11 protein-coding genes and 1 tRNA gene are annotated in these 16812 nt (G+C 66.1%); 4 read left to right on the forward strand and 8 right to left on the reverse strand.

Features of this window, described 5'->3' with window-relative positions; translation table 11 throughout:
* Nucleotides 1–109: 109 nt before the first annotated feature.
* On the reverse strand, nt 110–2416 hold the full coding sequence (locus ASF00_RS08865; protein WP_082463388.1) for a TonB-dependent receptor: 2307 nt from the start codon (nt 2414–2416) through the stop codon (nt 110–112).
* A 294-nt stretch (nt 2417–2710) separates the two neighbouring features.
* Here ASF00_RS08865 and ASF00_RS08870 point away from each other — a divergent pair, with 294 nt between their 5' ends.
* A complete protein-coding gene (locus ASF00_RS08870; RefSeq protein ID WP_055877497.1) occupies nt 2711–2941 on the forward strand; it encodes a hypothetical protein in 231 nt (76 codons plus the stop codon).
* Nucleotides 2942–3095: 154 nt separating this feature from the next.
* Here the strand turns inward: ASF00_RS08870 and lepA are convergent, their stop codons facing one another.
* From lepA to ASF00_RS18440, 4 genes are all read right to left on the reverse strand, one after another.
* The gene (lepA, locus tag ASF00_RS08875) at nt 3096–4916 is read right to left on the reverse strand and encodes a translation elongation factor 4 (RefSeq protein ID WP_055877500.1); all 1821 of its coding nucleotides are present in this window, start codon (nt 4914–4916) and stop codon (nt 3096–3098) included.
* 45 nt (nt 4917–4961) lie between these two features.
* Entirely contained in the window at nt 4962–5753 is a 792-nt protein-coding gene (locus ASF00_RS08880; RefSeq protein ID WP_055877502.1) for a class I SAM-dependent methyltransferase, read from the reverse strand.
* Complete coding sequence (locus ASF00_RS18435) at nt 5726–6736, reverse strand: aminopeptidase (protein ID WP_156348269.1); 1011 nt, start codon at nt 6734–6736, stop codon at nt 5726–5728. The genes ASF00_RS08880 and ASF00_RS18435 overlap by 28 nt, the downstream gene beginning before the upstream one ends.
* A gap of 139 nt (nt 6737–6875) precedes the next feature.
* Nucleotides 6876–7451 (reverse strand): hypothetical protein, encoded by a 576-nt coding sequence (locus ASF00_RS18440; RefSeq protein ID WP_156348270.1) that lies wholly within the window; start codon nt 7449–7451, stop codon nt 6876–6878.
* Between the two features lie 12 nt (nt 7452–7463).
* Between ASF00_RS18440 and ASF00_RS08895 the strand changes: the two genes are divergently transcribed.
* Nucleotides 7464–7540: transfer RNA gene (locus ASF00_RS08895), tRNA-Pro, on the forward strand.
* A gap of 170 nt (nt 7541–7710) precedes the next feature.
* On the opposite strand, the gene ASF00_RS08900 is transcribed toward ASF00_RS08895, so the two are convergent.
* Nucleotides 7711–9387, reverse strand: a complete 1677-nt coding sequence (locus ASF00_RS08900; RefSeq protein WP_055877516.1) for an alkaline phosphatase D family protein — start codon at nt 9385–9387, stop codon at nt 7711–7713.
* 169 nt (nt 9388–9556) lie between these two features.
* Here ASF00_RS08900 and ASF00_RS08905 point away from each other — a divergent pair, with 169 nt between their 5' ends.
* Nucleotides 9557–11983, forward strand: coding sequence for a TonB-dependent receptor (locus ASF00_RS08905; protein ID WP_055877519.1), 2427 nt, complete (start codon nt 9557–9559; stop codon nt 11981–11983).
* A gap of 50 nt (nt 11984–12033) precedes the next feature.
* Nucleotides 12034–14505: a PhoX family protein gene (locus ASF00_RS08910; protein ID WP_055877524.1), complete on the forward strand. Its 2472-nt coding sequence runs from the start codon at nt 12034–12036 to the stop codon at nt 14503–14505.
* A 132-nt stretch (nt 14506–14637) separates the two neighbouring features.
* Here ASF00_RS08910 and ASF00_RS08915 read toward each other — a convergent pair whose 3' ends face one another.
* Complete coding sequence (locus ASF00_RS08915) at nt 14638–15030, reverse strand: MerR family transcriptional regulator (RefSeq protein WP_055877527.1); 393 nt, start codon at nt 15028–15030, stop codon at nt 14638–14640.
* Nucleotides 15027–16712, reverse strand: a complete 1686-nt coding sequence (locus ASF00_RS08920) for a long-chain-fatty-acid--CoA ligase (protein ID WP_055878711.1) — start codon at nt 16710–16712, stop codon at nt 15027–15029. The genes ASF00_RS08915 and ASF00_RS08920 overlap by 4 nt, the downstream gene beginning before the upstream one ends.
* Nucleotides 16713–16812: the final 100 nt, after the last annotated feature.

Here is a 16812-nt window from a genome sequence, read left to right on the forward strand (position 1 = left end):
GCGTCAGCCACCTCCCCCTTGCGGGGGAGGATTGATGGCCTCCCCCTCCGTCTGGCAAGCGCCCGCCACCTCCCCCTTGCGGGGGAGGATTGATGGCCTCCCTACCCGATCAGCGGAACTTGCCACTCAGCGACACGCCGATGATCCGCGGCTCGTTGAACACCGCCGCCATGTAGTTCTCGATCACGCCCTTGAGATTCTTCTCGTTCGTGATGTTGCGTGCGAACACCGACAGTTCATACGCATCGTCGGGTGCTGCATAGCCGATCTTCAGGCCGCCCTCGAAGTTGCCGTTCGCGGTGAACTCCTTGGTCTTGTACAGCACGAACTGCGTATAGCCCTGAATGTTGAAGTCGCCCGCGATGAACGCGCGACCGCCATTGCCTAGCGGCTGGTCGTAGCGCGCGGTGAGGTCGACATTGTATTCGGGCGCGTTCGGCAGCGGTTCGCCGTCGATCTTGACCAGATACGTCGTGCCGAACGCGCCGGGAACCGCGCGCGGCGTTCGCGACGGCGTGCAGACGACGACATTGTTGAGCGCGCAGACCTGCACCTCGGTCGTCTTGTCGCGGATCTCGCTGTGCAACAGGCTGAGCCCTGCGCCGAGCGTCAGGTTGGGCACCGGCTTCCAGTTCGCCTCGGCTTCCATGCCGTACGCGTCGGCCTTGTTGCCGTTGAACAGGATCCCGTTGCCGTTGACGTCGTTGCCGTTGAGCTGGATGTCGTTGACGCGGTAAGCGAACACCGTCGCGTTCAGCGTCAGCGTGTTGTCGAAGAGCCGGCTCTTCACGCCGGCCTCGCCCGACAGGATCGTCTCGGAATTCGCGGTCGAGAAGTCGGAGTTGAAAACCGCCGAACGCCCCTGGATCGTCGGTCCGCGGAAGCCTTGCGCGACGCGCGTGTACACGCTGACGTCCGGGGTCGCCTGATACAGGAGACTCGCATCCCAGCTCGGCTTGGTCGCCTTGAGCGTCACGTCGGTGCGGAAATTGGCCGGATACTGGCTGACACCGGCGACGTTCTGCACCGGCTTCAGCAGCTGCGTGCGCTTTTTGTCCTCGGTGATGCGACCGCCGAGCGTGAGCGTCAGCTTGTCGACCAGCTCGTAGCTGACCTGCCCGAAGCCCGACCACGACGTGTTGACGTCGTGCAGACGCACCCAGTTGTTCGGGTTGCGCTGTGCGGTCGTCAGGAAGAACGTCCGCTGGTAGAAGTCGGTGATGTCGCGGTTGTCGAAATACAGGCCGCCGACCTGCCAGTTGAAACGGCCGCCGGGCGTGCCGGCGACCCGCACTTCCTGCGACCACTGATCGAGATCGCGGATCTGGCCCTGCGACTGGCCGAAGCCGTTGGCGCCCCCGCGCACGGGGAAGTTCGCACCCGCACCGCCATCGGTATCGCCGCGGCTGAAGCCCGACGTCGTCTCGTACGCGGTGATCGACGTCAGCGCGGCCGGACCGAAGTCGTAGGTCGCGCGGACCGAACCGCCATAGGTGGTGTAGCGCTGCGGGTTATCGTTGCCTTCGTCGAGCGACACCGTGTTGCGCGGCTCGGCGGAGACGTCGTTCGAGCCCTTCTTGAGCGCGGCGCGGTGGAACAGCGTCGAGGTGCCGTCATACCAGCGCGCATGGCCCGACAGGTCGAGCGAGAAGGCGGTGCCCGGAGTCAGCGCGAGCTGGAGGCGGACGTTGCGATCGTCGAAGCCGCCCATCGCGTCCTTGCGCGGCGTGGCGGTGCTGTCCTGGCTGGTGCCCGCGAACGCGTTGTCGATATAGTTTGCGCGGTGCTGGATCAGAGTCGACAGGCGGATCGCCAGGAGGTCCTTGATCAGCGGGCCACCGACACCGGCGTCGAGGCTGACGCTGTTGTACGAGCCGACCGAGGCCGAGGCGCGGCTGTCGAAGTCGTTGGTAGGCTTGTTGGTGTCGAACTTGATGATGCCGGCGGTGGTGTTGCGGCCGAACAGCGACCCTTGCGGCCCGCGCAGCACTTCGACCTGGCGGACGTCATAGACCGGGTTCGACTTCAGTACGACATGCTCGAGGATCACGTCGTCCTGAATGATCGTGACCGGCTGCGACGCACCGAGGTAGAAATCGATGTTGCCAAGTCCGCGGATGTAGAAGCGCGGGAAGATGCGGCCGGTCGTCGATTCGACGTACAGGCCCGGGACACGGCCCGACAGCGCGAGCAGCGTGTCATCACCACCGGCGGTGTAGGCGCGCAGTGCATCGCCCGATGCGACGCCGACCGACAGCGGCACCTTCTGCAGGTTCTCGGAGCGACGCTCGGCGGTCACCACGATGTCGCCAAGGCCTTCCTCGGGGGCTGCCTGCGTAGCCTGATCCTGAACCGCCGCGACCTGCGCGAACGCGGCCGTGCCACCCACAACCGAACCAAACGCGACGCCGAGCATCAGCGCCGACTTAACGACCGAAATCTTCAAGATGATATTCCCCAATCGTGCGGCGCCGTCCCTGACGACCGGCCGCACATCCCAAAATACAACGTCGCGGCTTGCCCTCGCCCGCCCTCCCCGGACGACGCGCGGACGCCTCGCGACGCTCACTCCCCAGGCCGGCGGTTAGGCGGGGATTGTGTTAGGATGATGACAGTTGGTGACCGCGCGGCCGGGCAAGCACAGCTTTGCAACACGGTGCGATATTTTTGCCGATGGCGACTGGCCGAGACGGCATGCTAGCCTCGCCACATGGACCTGTTGATGCGATTTTGGCTGACCGTCCGCCACTCGGGCTGGTTCGAACCGAGTGCGACCGGCGGCATCTTCCCGTTCCCTTTCGCGTGGCAGGCCTGGGCGATCACGGCCGGATGGATCGTCGCAATCGCGACCACCGTCGTTCTGCATGGCGAGATCGCCTGGCTGTCCCGAATCATCCTGTGCATCAGCTACATCGCACTTGGCATGGCGACGTATGAATGACGGCACAGTGGTGGCAGGCGAACCAGCCACCCGCCCGTCGGTCCGGCGCGCGCTAGCGACTCCCGGCTTCAGCTAGCCGCGCGCACTCGGACGAAACTCGCGGCGGAACGTTAGCGTCGTCCCGCCCCCCAATGTGGAAAATTGGCGGCCTCGCCTACGCGTCGTCGCCCATGCGAAGCGCGGCGATGAACGCTTCCTGCGGGATGCTGACCGAGCCGTACTCGCGCATCTTCAGCTTCCCCTTCTTCTGCTTTTCGAGGAGCTTCTTCTTGCGGCTCGCGTCACCGCCATAGCATTTGGCGGTCACGTCCTTGCGCATCGCGCTGATTGTCTCGCGCGCGATCACCTTGCCGCCGATCGCCGCCTGGATCGGGATCTTGAACAGATGCCGCGGGATCAGGTCCTTCAGCCGTTCGACCATGCCGCGACCACGCACTTCGGCAGTGCCGCGGTGGACGATCATGCTCAGCGCGTCCACCGGCTCCTCGTTGACGAGGATACCCATCTTGACGAGGTCACCCTCGCGATAGCCGATCTGGTGATAATCGAAGCTGGCATAGCCCTTCGACATCGACTTCAGCCGATCGTAGAAATCGAACACCACTTCGTTGAGCGGCAGCTCGTAGGTCGCCTGCGCGCGACCGCCGACATAGGTAAGGTTCTTCTGGATGCCGCGGCGATCCTGGCACAGCTTGAGCACGCTGCCGAGATATTCGTCGGGGACGTAGATCGTCGCTTCGATCCACGGCTCGCTGATCGTCGCGATCTTGTTCGGCTCGGGCATGTCGGCGGGGTTGTGCAACTCGATATGCGTCGTGCCCGCGGGATCGGGGTGGGTCAGCTCGATCTCGTACACCACCGACGGCGCGGTCGTGATCAGGTCGAGGTCATATTCGCGCGTCAGGCGCTCCTGGATGATCTCCAGATGCAGCAACCCCAGGAACCCGCAGCGGAAGCCGAAGCCCAGCGCCGCCGACGTCTCCATTTCGAACGAGAAGGACGCATCGTTCAGCCGCAGCTTGGAGATCGACTCGCGCAGCTTCTCGAACTCGGCGGCGTCGACCGGGAACATCCCGCAGAACACCACCGGCTGGACTTCCTTGAAGCCTGCCAGCGCCTCGAGTGCAGGCCGCTTGGCATCGGTGATCGTGTCGCCGACGCGCGTCTGTGCGACCTCTTTGATCTGCGCGGTGATGAAGCCCATCTCGCCCGTGCCGAGCTCGGTCAGCTGCTCGATCTTGGGGCGGAAACAGCCGACGCGGTCGACGAGGTGCATCGTCCCCGTCTGCATGAACTTGATCTGCTGGCCCTTCTTCAGGACGCCGTCGATCACGCGGACGAGGATGACGACGCCGAGATACGGATCGTACCAGCTGTCGACCAGCATCGCCTTGAGCGGTGCCTCGGGGTCGCCCTTGGGCGGCGGGATCTTCGTGACGATCGCCTCGAGGATGTCCTCGATGCCGATCCCCGACTTGGCCGACGCGAGCACCGCGCCGGACGCGTCGATGCCGATCACGTCCTCGATTTCCTTGCGGACCTTCTCGGGCTCGGCGGCGGGCAGATCGATCTTGTTGATGACCGGCACGATCTCGTGATCATGCTCGATCGACTGGTAGACGTTGGCCAAGGTCTGCGCCTCGACGCCCTGCGCCGCGTCCACCACCAGCAGCGCGCCCTCGCACGCGGCGAGACTGCGGCTCACCTCATAGGCGAAGTCGACATGGCCCGGCGTGTCCATCAGGTTGAGGACGTAATCAAGACCGTCCTTGGCCTTGTAGGCGAGGCGCACGGTCTGCGCCTTGATCGTGATCCCGCGCTCCTTCTCGATGTCCATATTGTCGAGCACCTGCTCGGACATTTCGCGCGCGGTCAGCCCGCCGGTCTGCTGGATCAGGCGGTCGGCGAGCGTCGACTTGCCATGGTCGATATGGGCGATGATGGAGAAATTGCGGATGCGGTCGAGCGGAGTCATGCCGCGCTCCTAGCAGCGACGCCGCGCGCGCGATAGACGGTGGCCTTATGTCTTGCGTGCAATGAGGTGATAGCAGCGCGCGACCTGCCGATACGGATCCTGCCGGCCCGCCAGCCATTCGGCGCGCAGCACCTCCTGTGGATCATCCGCGACGATCGCGCCGCTATGGTGATCGGTGAAGATGCCGATTCCCGACCATGCGACGACCGCGGCGCCCGCCGCGGCGAGCAACGCCACGATCGTCTCGCGTGCGTGGTTGCGGCTCGCGGCATAGGGGCCGTGCGCGTCGTCGCCCGTCTCCAGCGCGATCCGTGCCTCGCGCCACCGTCCCGCCAGCCCGGCGCGCATCGCGGCGGCCGCCGGATTGATCGCGATGATTGACACGAGCCCGTCGGGTTTGCACAGCGCGACGATGGTGCGGACCAGCGGCGCCGGATCATCCTCGTACATCAGCACGCTGTGGCAGCAGACGAGATCGGCTATCCCGACCTGATCCGCCGCGATCGTTGCGCCGTCCGCGCAGATCAGCCGGATCCGATCGCGAATCGCGCGCGGGTGTCGCGCGAGCCGTTGCTCGCCGCGCGCGATCATGTGCGGATCGATATCCTGCGCCACCACCGCATGGTTCATCGCCGAGAGCCGAATCGCCAGCACCGCATCGCCGCCGCCCAGATCGACCACGCGCAACGGCCGATCGGGCAGGATCGCCGCCAGCGTGCGGATCGTCAGCTCGAGCGGGACGCTCGTCGCGCCGTCGGCACCCGCCGGTCCGAACGCGTGCGCGAGACCGGGCGCGGCGGTCCAGTAGTTCACGCCGCGGCCAGCGGTACCGGGCACGGCGTCAGCACGCCGTCCGCCAGCAGCCCGCAGCAATCGCCGTCCTCGATCGACAGCGCGTCGGGCGAGAAGACGTCCTCGTCGCGGGTGCTTTCTGGGTGCGGCGCGTCCGATGGTACCAACTGCTCGAGATCGATCACGTCGCCCCCACCATCGACCACGACGATCCCCCCACGCGCGATCAGATCGAGGTGGATCGCACACTGATAGCCGACCACGCCGGGATCCTGGTTGTGCTGACCAAGCCCGAGATGGACACCCGCACGACGCTCGTTGATGTGCGAGTTCATCGCGATCGGTTCGCCGATCCCGAAATTGGTCCCGAAGCCGAGTTCGCCGACATTATACGCGCAGTGCGTCGTCAGCGCGGCGTCGAGGAACCGCATCGTCCGCGCATCCTCGCAGCGATACGCGACGACCCGCCCGCCGTCGATCTCGATCGTGACCGGGAAGCGCTCGAGCCGTACATCGTCCTCGGTGATCGCGTTCACGTTATAGGCGAAATCGGCGACGTGGACGCCCGAAATCCGCGCGGGGAAGGTGGCCACCTCGCCGGCCGGCAGGATCACCGTCCCGCCATCGCGCGCGCGCCCGCGGTTGCTGATCCAGCGGTGTCTGGCATCGAGCGTCACGTCAAGATCGGTGCCACCCCGCGTCGTGATCCGGAGATGCCGGGCGCGCGTCAGCCGCGTCAGGAGCGCGACGTTGCGGCGTGAGAGGTCCTCGGGCGTCGCCAGCAGCGCATCCGCGAAAAGACTGTCGCTCGCGCTGATCGAACGGAAAATCCGCAGCCGTGCCGGTGGATAGGCAGCGAGCGCCCGCGTCAGCGCACCGGTATGCGAGAAGGTGTCGCGCTCGAACGACAACAGGATGAGGCGCCCGCCGAACGTGTCGATCGCGGGCAGTTCGGCGCGCAGTCGCGCCTCGAACCCCGCATCGACGAGCGGCGCCATCCATACGCGGGCGGCCGCGATCCCGCGCATCTCCAGCGCGGCGCAGACGAGGGCGGCGGACCGGTGGCTATCGCTGGTATACAGGATAACCGCGGTGTCGCCGCCGGCGATCCGGACATAGGCGTCCAGCAGGGACTGAACCCCGCGCCAGATCTTCTCGTCCGTCGCCCTAGCTCTTCTTTTCGATGCCGCGCTCGGTCATCGTCGGCTTCGACGTGCTGTAGCTGATCGACCATGCCACCTGGTCGACAGGATTGATGCGCGATGCGTCGAGCTGCGCCGACGTGGTGCTGTAGGTAACGCTCCAGGCTTCGTCGCGGCCCTTGGCGAGCTCGGTCACGTGCGCGCTGAGATCGCCGATTCGAAAGACCTTCTCGTTGGTCTTCGCTTCGCTCATCACCTGCGCGGAAACGCGGGCGACGATTTCCTTGATCTCGGTCTCACTAGGCATGTCTGCTCTCCTATCGTCGAGGGAACGCGACGTCGGATCGTGCCGGCCTTCCGCGTTGCAAGGACGCTGCGCCCGCGCGATGCCGTGAACAATCGCCGCCCACTCCGTTTCGGAGGCAAAACGCGCGGGGATGGCGGGGACGCGGCGCAGGTACCCGGATGACCTTGAAAAAGAACCACCATCCCGGTGCAGCTTCCCCGACTCGGCAGTCCCGGATCGTCGCCGACGGCAGATGTCGGCCGCGCGGCGGATATTTGTCTTGATCGCAATCGGGCGCGCGGCTAGGGCGCTCACCGGCAATGTTGTCGGGGCGTGGCGCAGTCTGGTAGCGCACTGGTCTCGGGGTCCAGGGGTCGTAGGTTCGAATCCTATCGCCCCGACCATTGCCGTTTTTTTCGGGGCCTTTGCCCCCCTTCCCCGAGCACGACTTTCGACTGACGCAACTCGGTACCCGAAAGGGTACGCGCCAGGGCAAGCGGCGGTCGTCGTCCGGTCGCCATTGACCAGCGCCGAACCTGATCCTCCCCATGCCAAGGGAGGATCGTCGGTGGGTTCAGCCGATCTTTTCGAGTGGCGCCGAGGGGCGATCCGCATGCGCACGGAAACGTGCGGCGGTGGCTTGCGTGTAGGGCTTGGCCATCACCGTCGATACCGTGATCGAATCAGCCGTCGCGTACTCGGGTGTGAGCGTCAGCATGGTGAAACCCTTGCCGACCTGATCGCAGAAGCGGACTTCGCCCTTATTGGCGTCGGCGATCTGCGCGCCGATACCCGGGAGCAGCGAGCCATAGGACGGGCTGGTGATCGCCGTGCACCCGAACTCCGCGGCGACCAGCCTGCCCGATTCATCGTGCAGATCGTTCGCCCACGCCGCGTGACTGTCCCCCGACAGCACGATCGGCCGCGACTTCGCGCGCTTGAACGCCGCGTACAGCCGCTCGCGCGCAGCCGGATAGCCGTCCCAACTGTCGAATCCGAACGGCAGGCCGGCGCGATACGAGGCGATGCTCGCGGTCAACCGCTCGCGCCAGATCGCCGGCAGCGTCGCCATCGTCTCGGCGAACTTCACCGGCCCAAGCTGGCGTTCCATGTCGGGGCCGGCGACCTTGGCCATCACCACCTGATTGCCGAGCACCTGCCACGGCTTGCCCGCCGCGACCGACGTCGCCATCGTCTTCTCGACCCAGGCGAGCTGCGCGGGGCCGAGCAGTTCGCGATCGTCGCGCGCGCGTTCGGCCAGCATCGGCGCATAGTCGGCAGGCGTGATCGCCTCACCCTTCGACGCGACCTGTTCGCTGCGCGCAAGCAACCGTGTCTCGACCATCACCAGCGTCGCGAGATCGCCGAAATCGAAGCTGCGGTTGATCGCCGCCCAGGGCTGGCCGGGCTTGGGATCGCGGATCGGCATCCATTCGAAATAGGCCTGCATCGCCGCCGCCTTGCGCGCGTCCCAATCGCCCTCGGTCTTGGGATCGTGGTTCTCGGCGCCGTGCATCCAGTCGTCGTTGGCAACCTCGTGATCGTCCCACACGCAGATGAACGCGGCCCGCGCATGCGCGGCCTGCATGTCGACGTCGCGCTTCACCTGCGCGTGGCGCATCCGGTAATCGGCGAGGCTGACGATCTCGTGGCGCGGCTCGACGAAGCGGCCGATCTTCTTGGCGATGTCCGCGCCATAGCCGTCGACGCCATATTCGTAGATATAGTCGCCGAGATGGAGCACGGCGTCGAGCCGGTCGAGCTTGGCGATCGCGTCATAGGCGTTGAACAGCCCGCCCGCGTAGAGCTGGCACGAGACCACCGCCATCACGACGTCGGCGACCTTGCCCTTGGGCAGCGTGCGGAACCGCCCGACGGGCGAGCGCGTGCCGTCCGCGGCATCGAACCAGTAGCGATACTCGCGGCCTGGCTGGAGCCCGGTCGCGTCGACCTTGGCCGTGAAGTCGCGGGCCGCGCGGGCCGTGACGGTGCCCGAGCGGACCGCCTTGCCCCCCGCGGTCTCGGCTACGTGCCAGGTAAGCGCGATATCGCCGGCCTGGGTCGGCTCGACCGGCGTTGCGCGCGTCCAGAGGATTGCCCCGTCCACCGCGGGATCGCCGCTCGCCACCCCGTGATCGAAACCGATCTTGGCGGTCCCGGCCGCCTGCGTCACCGCGGGCAGCACGAGCGTGGCGCTCGAGCCGGCAAGCTTCAGGGCGGTCTTCAGGGCCTCGCGGCGGTTGATCGTCATCGTCTCGTGCTTTCGTAACGGGTGTCGCCGCCTGCTAGCGACGGTCGAAGACAGCGCGGTGGCAGCGATGTGACACGCTCGTTACGAAACCGTCATCATCGCTTCATCATCACGACGTCGAAACGTCACGCAGCGTCCCTACTGCCTCACCATCGACACGGGGGACTTCATGACACGTATCTTCACGCGGCTCGCACTTGCGATGCTTGCCACGACCTGCTCGACCGCAGCCTTGGCGCAAGCCGGTACGCAGGCCGGCACGCAAGCCGGCACGCAGGCCGATGCGCGGGCGGGTGGGCAGTCCGCCGGCACGGCCGGCGACGAGATCGTCGTCACGGCGCAGAAGCGCGAGCAGCGGATCGAGGACGTGCCGGTTACCGTCACCGCGGTCACCAGCGCGAAGATGGCGTCGATCGGCGTCAATTCGCTGAGCGAGGTCGCCGCGTATATCCCCGGCCTCCAGATCCAGGAGCAGAGCGCGAATAACCCCGGCTTCGTGATCCGCGGCATCACCTCGGACAATGGTTCGTCGCAGCAGGGCGCACGCGTCACGCTCTATTACAACGGCATCGACATCAGCCGGTCGCGCGGCGCGTATCAGGACCTGTTCGACCTGGCGCGAATCGAGGTCGTGAAGGGCCCGCAGGCCACGCTGTTCGGCACCGCTGCCGCGGTCGGCGCGATCAGCGTGATCTCGGCGAAGCCCGAAGCCGGGTTTTCGGGCGCGATCAACGGGACATACGGCAATTTCGACCGCACGCAGGTGTCGGGCTTCCTGAACGCGGGCAACGACGTGCTCTCGGGCCGCCTCGCCTTCGCGTATAAATATCGCAAGGGCTATGTCCGCAACATCGCCGGCGACGCGAACGTGCCGAACCAGAATCAGGGCGGCGTCGATCAGGACGATCTCAACGGGCAGGATCAGCGCGGGCTGCGCGGCTCGCTGCGCTATCGCCCGAGCGACAGCATCACCGCCGATCTCGTCCTCACCTATGACGGCCAGCGCAACCCCGGCACCGCGTTCAAGAGCCGCGCACATGCCCCGACCGGCGGCCAGACCGGCGACTATGGCTATGCCGAACTCTCGGGGTCGCCCTACAGCGCGGCCACGCTCGGCGCGCGCAAGCTCGGGCTGACCCGCAACGTCTATGACGCCAATCTGACGATCACCGCGGACCTGTCGCCGGGGATCACGTTCACCACCGTCAACGGCTATCGCCGGTTCGATTCGAACGAGGTGTTCGATGCGGATGGCGGCCCCGCCGCGTATCTGGAGTTCGCCGAAGACGCCAAGGGCGACCAGTGGAGCCACGAAAGCCGGTTCGCCTTCGAAGGCCCGAAATACCGCGCCTCGGTCGGCTGGAACGCGTTCTTCGAAAACGGTTTTCAACGCGTGCCGTTCGCAACGGAGGAAGGCACGTATCTCGCCTGCTCGGTAAACACGAGTTTCGCGCAGATCCGGTCCGCGCTGAACGCCGCCGGCATCCCGACCGGCACGTCGTGCGTGGCGCCCAACGGCACGATCCCGGCAACCCGCGCGACCGCGGTCCTGACCGGCGGCCGGGCAACCGCGATCCCCTATTCGTCGGTGTTCACCAACTTCGGCAACAACGACACCTATTCGGTGTTCGCCGACGCGACCTACATTCCGGTGCCGGCGCTCGAGCTGACCGCCGGCGCACGCATCCTGATCGAAGATCGTCAGTCGGGCTATACGTCGGTCCAGCCGAATTCGGTCATCCTGGCATCGCTCGGCGTCCGCACCAGCCTGCTCGGCACCGCGAACACGAACGGCAACAAGTTCGTCGCCGAAAAGAGCTTCACCGCGATCCTGCCGCGCTTCAACGCGCTGCTGAAGCTCGACGACGACGTCAATCTCTACGCCACGATCAGCAAGGGGCGCCGGTCCCCGGTCGTCCAGCTCGCCGCGCAGACCACCGCATTCGGCGTCGGCCCGAACCTCCAGGTCGTCCCGCAGGAGAATGTCTGGAACTACGAGGGCGGCATCAAGGGGCGGGTCGGGCCGTTCAGCGGCGCCGCGTCGGTGTTCTATCAGACCTATGACGGCTTCCAGGTCTCGGTGACGCAGCCCGACGGCTCGGCACGGACGCAGAGCGCGGGCTCCGCGAAAAATCTCGGCGTCGAGCTCGAAGGCAATCTGAAGCTCGCCTCGTACCTCTCCGTATTCGCGACGTTCGCGTATATCGATGGCGGGATCGCGGACAAGCCCGCCGGCTCGTTCGCAGGGAATCGCTTCCGCCTCCAGCCGGATACGACGGCGTCGGGCGGCCTGATGCTGCGGCTGCCGGTCGGTGGCGCGACGCTCTATGCGACGCCAAGCATCAACTACCGGTCGAAGGTGTTCTTCGAACTGCCGAATAACCCGGCGATCAGCACGCCCGGCTACATGCTCGTCAACGCGCGTGCCGGGCTCGAGTTCGCGCAGGGTCGCTACAGCGTCGGCGGGTTCGTCCGCAACGCCGCCAACAAGCGCTACCTGATCGACGCGGGCAACACCGGCGGCGGCTTCGGCATCCCGACCTACATCGCCGGCGAGCCGCGCTTCTACGGCATCGAACTGGGCGCGAAATTCTGATTGCCACGCATCGTTTCACTACCACGCAACCATCCCTGGGGGGACCAAGCATGACGTTCGAGACCATCTACACCGACGGCGATATCGACACCAATCCAAGCGCCAACCCGCATCTCAACGACCTGATCGCGGTGCGCTATTCCCGCCGCCAGACCTTGATGGGCGGGATGTCGGCAACCGCCGCGGCGGTGTTCGGCGGCATGCTGCTGACCGGCTGCGATGACGATAATGACGGCGGCTCGGACCCGGTGACGGTGACCGCGACCGCCGGTGGCAGCGCGACCGCCGGGCGCGTCGCGACGCTGACCGGTGCTGCGATCGGCCAGGTCGACAGCGTGAGCTGGTCGCAGACCGCAGGTCCGGCGGTCACGCTCGCCGGCGCCACCACCGCCACCGCAACGTTCGTCGTTCCCGGCGCTCCGGCCGGGACGGTCCTGAGCTTCGTCTTCACCGCCGTGTCGGCAAGCGGATCGGTCACGGCGACCACCAGCGTGACGGTCGGCGCGGCATCGCTCGGCTTCACCGCAGTCGCGAAGAGCCTCGCCGACGTCGTTGCCGTGCCGTCGGGCTATGCCGTGACGGTCCTGTACCGGCTCGGCGACCCGATCGGCAGCGGCGTCGGCGCCTATGCCAATGACGGCACCGACGCGACCTTCTCGAAACGTGCGGGCGATCATCACGACGGCATGAGCTATTTCGGCCTGTCGGCGACCGGGACTCCCGATGCGAACGGCAACACGCGCGGGCTGCTCGTGCTGAACCACGAGAATATCACGCAGGCGTATCTGCATCCGAACGGCCCGACCAACACCGGTGGCGTTCGCCCCGAGGCCGAGGCGCTGAAGGAGATGGAATGCCATGGTGTGTCGGTGATCGAGATCAACCGCGCCAGCGCCTGGAGCTATACGACCGCCTCGTCGTTCAACCGTCGCATCACGCCGCTGACGCCAATGAGCTTCTCGGGGCCGGTCCGCGGTGCCGACAGCCTCAAGACGCGCTATTCGCCCGACGCGACCACGGGCCGCGGCACGATCAACAATTGTGCAAACGGCACGATGCCGTGGAACACGTACCTGACGAACGAAGAGAATTGGGTTGGCTATTTCCGGCGCGAAGTTGGCGACGGCGTGCGTCGCGCGGCGAGCGGCCCGGCCGGCGTGAAGGCCAACACGTCGCTGGCGCGCTACGGCAAGTCCGAGAGCAACACCGGCGGGAATTACGGGTGGTCGACGGTGACGCCCGCGGACACCACCAGCACGCTCTATGCCCGCTGGAACATCACCGCACAGGCCGGCGCACCGGCCGATGGCACCGGCGATTTCCGCAACGAGATCTTCCAGTATGGCTGGGTGGTCGAGATCGATCCGTTCGATGCCAATTCGACCCCGCGCAAGCGGACCGCGCTGGGCCGCATGAACCATGAGGGGTGCCAGATCGGCCGGACGATCGCTGGCGTGAAGCCCGCCTTCTACATGGGCGACGACGCGCAGAACGAGTATATCTACAAGTTCGTGTCGGCGACGCCCTGGGCGACGGCGGATGCCACCGCGGCAAACCGTCTCGCGATCGGCGACAAGTATCTCGATACGGGAACGCTGTACGTCGCGAAGCTTGCAGCCGACGGCAGCGGCCAGTGGCTGCCGCTGGTGTTCGGCCAGGGGCCGCTCACCTCGGCCAATGCAGCCTATCCGTTCGCCAGCCAGGTCGACGTGTTGATCAACACGCGCCTCGCCGCGGATGCGCTGGGTGCGACGCGGATGGATCGGCCGGAGTGGACCGCGGTCAATCCCGCCACCGGCGAGATGTACTGCACGCTCACCAACAACTCGTCGCGCACCGTCGCGACCGCGGATGCGCCCAACCCGCGCGCCTATGTCGATCCGAAGACGACCGGCGGACAGACCACGGGCAACGCCAACGGACACATCATCCGCCTGCGCGAGACTGGGGATACGTCCGAGGCGACGACGTTCGTGTGGGACATCTATGCGTTCGGCGCAGGCTCCGATCTGGATGCGACCAACATCAACCTGTCGGGTCTCGATGCGACCAACGACTTCTCGTCGCCCGACGGTCTGTGGTTCGGCCTGCCGAGCAACGCGTCGGGGACGATCGCGCCGGTGATGTGGATCGAGACCGACGACGGCGCCTTTACCGATGTCACCAACTGCATGCTGCTCGCCTCGGTGCCGGGCATCGTCAACGACGGGGGCACGCGGACCGTGACCAACACGATCGGTGCGGCGACCGGCTCGGTGACGACGCGGATCGGCAAGGCACCGGGGGCGGCGCTGCGGCGCTTCCTGGTCGGGCCGAAGGAGTGCGAGATCACGGGCATCCACTCGACCCCCGATGGCCGGTCACTGTTCGTCAACATCCAGCATCCGGGCGAGAATGGCGGCCCGACCAACATCACCAGCAGCTGGCCGGCGAACCAGGCGGGCACGGTGACTAGCCCCTCGCGGCCGCGGTCGGCGACGATCGTGATCACGAAGAACGATGGGGGTGTGGTGGGGCTTTAAGCCTCGCTGCCCGCGGACTTTGCCGAGCCTCCCCCACAAGGGGGAGAACCAGCAATTCACCACCCCGGCGGAGGCCGGGGTGGTGGCGTAATCAGAGGCTTGCCGATCGTACCTCACGAACGGTCTGAGGTGTCAGATCGCCTCGTTCGGGATTCGCGCGAGCGCCTCCTGCTCGATCTTCTCCAGTTCGTCGCGCGTCTGGACGATCGCGTCGCGTTGCGCATCGAGGAGGTCGATGCGCTGGCGGCAGCGTTCGGCCAGCGCGCGCATCTGTTCGACATGCTGCGGATCGGCGTCGTAGAGGTCGAGGAATTCCTCGATGTCGCGCAGCGTGAAGCCCAGCCTCTTGCCGCGCAGGATCAGCTGCATCCGCGCCACTTCGCGCCGCGTGTAGACGCGCGTCGTGCCGATCCGGCACGGCTCGATCAGCCCCTTGTCTTCGTAGAATCTGAGCGTGCGGGCGCTCACGCCGAGCGTGCGCGAGACCTCCTGTATGCCGGTAAGATCGTCCTGTCGGTCGTTCACGCGTTCACTCCCCTCGCCTCCGACGCTGCGGCCTTGGCGGCCTCTTCTGCGACAAGTTCCTTTTTGGATAGCTTGCCGATCAACGTCTTGGGCAGAGTGTCGCGGATTTCCACCTCGCGGGGAAGCTCGATCTTGCTGATCTTGTCGCGCAGAAAATCACGCAGTTCTAGCGGGGTAGCCACCGCCCCTTCGGCCAGCACGACAAAGGCCTTGGGCGCTTGCCCCCGGTATTTGTCGGGCACGCCGATGACCACCGCCTCGAGCACGGCGGGGTGTTCATACAACGCTTCCTCGATCACCCGTGGATACACGTTGTAGCCGCCGGCGAGAATCAGGTCCTTGATCCGGTCGACGATGAACAGATAGCCGTCTTCGTCGAGGTGCCCCACGTCGCCCGTCCGCAGCGCCCCGTCCGCGAACAGCGCGGCGGTGGCCGCCGGCTTGTGCCAATAGCCTTGGGTGATCTGGGGACCGCGCGCGCAAATCTCGCCATTCTCCCCGATCGGGAGCAGCCGGGTCGGGTCCTCGCGGTCGCGGATCTCGATCGTCGTGCCGGGGAACGGCAAGCCCGCCGAGCCCGGCTTGTTGACGCCGTCGATCGGGTTGCAGGTGATGATCGGCGAGGCTTCGGACAGGCCATAGCCCTCGACGAGCTTGGCGCCAGTCGCCGCCTCGAACGCGGTGCGGACCTCGGCGGGGAGCGGCGCGCCGCCCGAGATGCACGCGTGGATCGAGGACAGGTCGATCTTCTGCGTCTCGGCAGCGGTCGTAATCGCGGCGTAGATCGTCGGCACCGCGGGGAAATAGCTCGGCTTGGTGCGGTCGATCGTCTTGAGCAGCTGACCGAGTTCGAAGCGCGGCATAAGGATCATTTCTGCGCCCGCGCGGATCGAATAGGTCAGCACCGTCGTCAGCGCGAAGACATGGAACAGCGGCAGCGCGCCGAGCACCCGGTCCTGATGGGGCTGCTCGCCGCCGACGAACACCATCATCGCATCGGCGTTCGACACCAGATTCGCGTGGCTGAGCATCGCCGCCTTGGGCTCGCCGGTGGTGCCGCCGGTATATTGCAGCACCGCGACCTCGTTCGGCGAGACCGAGACGGGGGTTGGCGCACCTTTTGCCTTCAGCAGAGAGTCGAACGTGCAATGGCGCGCATCGCGGGGCGCGTGGCCGATCTCAGCGCGCTTGAAGATCCGGTAGGCGATCGACTTCAGCGTCGGCAGCGCGCCGGCGATCGGGCAGGTTATGACGTGCTTTACGCCCATCTGCCCGGCGACCTTGAGCACGCGCGCATGAATTTCGGCGATGTCGCAGGTGGCGATGATCGTCGCGCCCGAATCCTCGAGCAGATGCGCCAGCTCGCGCTCGACATAGAGCGGGTTGACGTTGACGACGATTCCGCCGGCCTTGAGGATCGCGAAGAACAGGATCGGATAATACGGCGTGTTGGGCAGGCAGAGCGCGACGCGTGTCCCCTTTGCGACGCCGAGATCCTGAAGGCCCCGCGCGGCGCGGTCGACCGACTCGCCGAGCTCGGCATAGGTCAGCGTGCGCCCCATGAAATCGAGGACGTTGCGCGACCCGAACCGGCGGACCGACGTATCGAGCATGTCGCCCAACAACCGCGGTTCGCCCAGCAATGGCGCGCCGATCGCTTTGCCCCCGGAAGTGTCCTGCATCTCGCTCTCCATAACTCGATGTGCGTAAGCCATCTTGTCGGCCGCTTCACCTTGACGTAAAGGTGAGGTATCGCACCTTAAGGGTAACCCGCAAGCGTCA

This window comes from Sphingomonas sp. Leaf34 (genome assembly GCF_001421805.1).
Lineage (GTDB): Bacteria > Pseudomonadota > Alphaproteobacteria > Sphingomonadales > Sphingomonadaceae > Sphingomonas.

Bases quoted from the DNA above. Each gene is read 5' to 3' on its own strand.
- ASF00_RS08870 (WP_055877497.1), top strand. From the start codon at position 2,711: ATGGACCTGTTGATGCGATTTTGGCTGACCGTCCGCCACTCGGGCTGG.
- ASF00_RS08920 (WP_055878711.1), bottom strand. From the start codon at position 16,712: ATGCAGGACACTTCCGGGGGCAAAGCGATCGGCGCGCCATTGCTGGGC.
- ASF00_RS08910 (WP_055877524.1), top strand. From the start codon at position 12,034: ATGACGTTCGAGACCATCTACACCGACGGCGATATCGACACCAATCCA.
- ASF00_RS18435 (WP_156348269.1), bottom strand. From the start codon at position 6,736: ATGCGCGGGATCGCGGCCGCCCGCGTATGGATGGCGCCGCTCGTCGAT.
- lepA (WP_055877500.1), bottom strand. From the start codon at position 4,916: ATGACTCCGCTCGACCGCATCCGCAATTTCTCCATCATCGCCCATATC.
- ASF00_RS08905 (WP_055877519.1), top strand. From the start codon at position 9,557: ATGACACGTATCTTCACGCGGCTCGCACTTGCGATGCTTGCCACGACC.
- ASF00_RS08865 (WP_082463388.1), bottom strand. From the start codon at position 2,416: ATGCTCGGCGTCGCGTTTGGTTCGGTTGTGGGTGGCACGGCCGCGTTC.
- ASF00_RS08900 (WP_055877516.1), bottom strand. From the start codon at position 9,387: ATGACGATCAACCGCCGCGAGGCCCTGAAGACCGCCCTGAAGCTTGCC.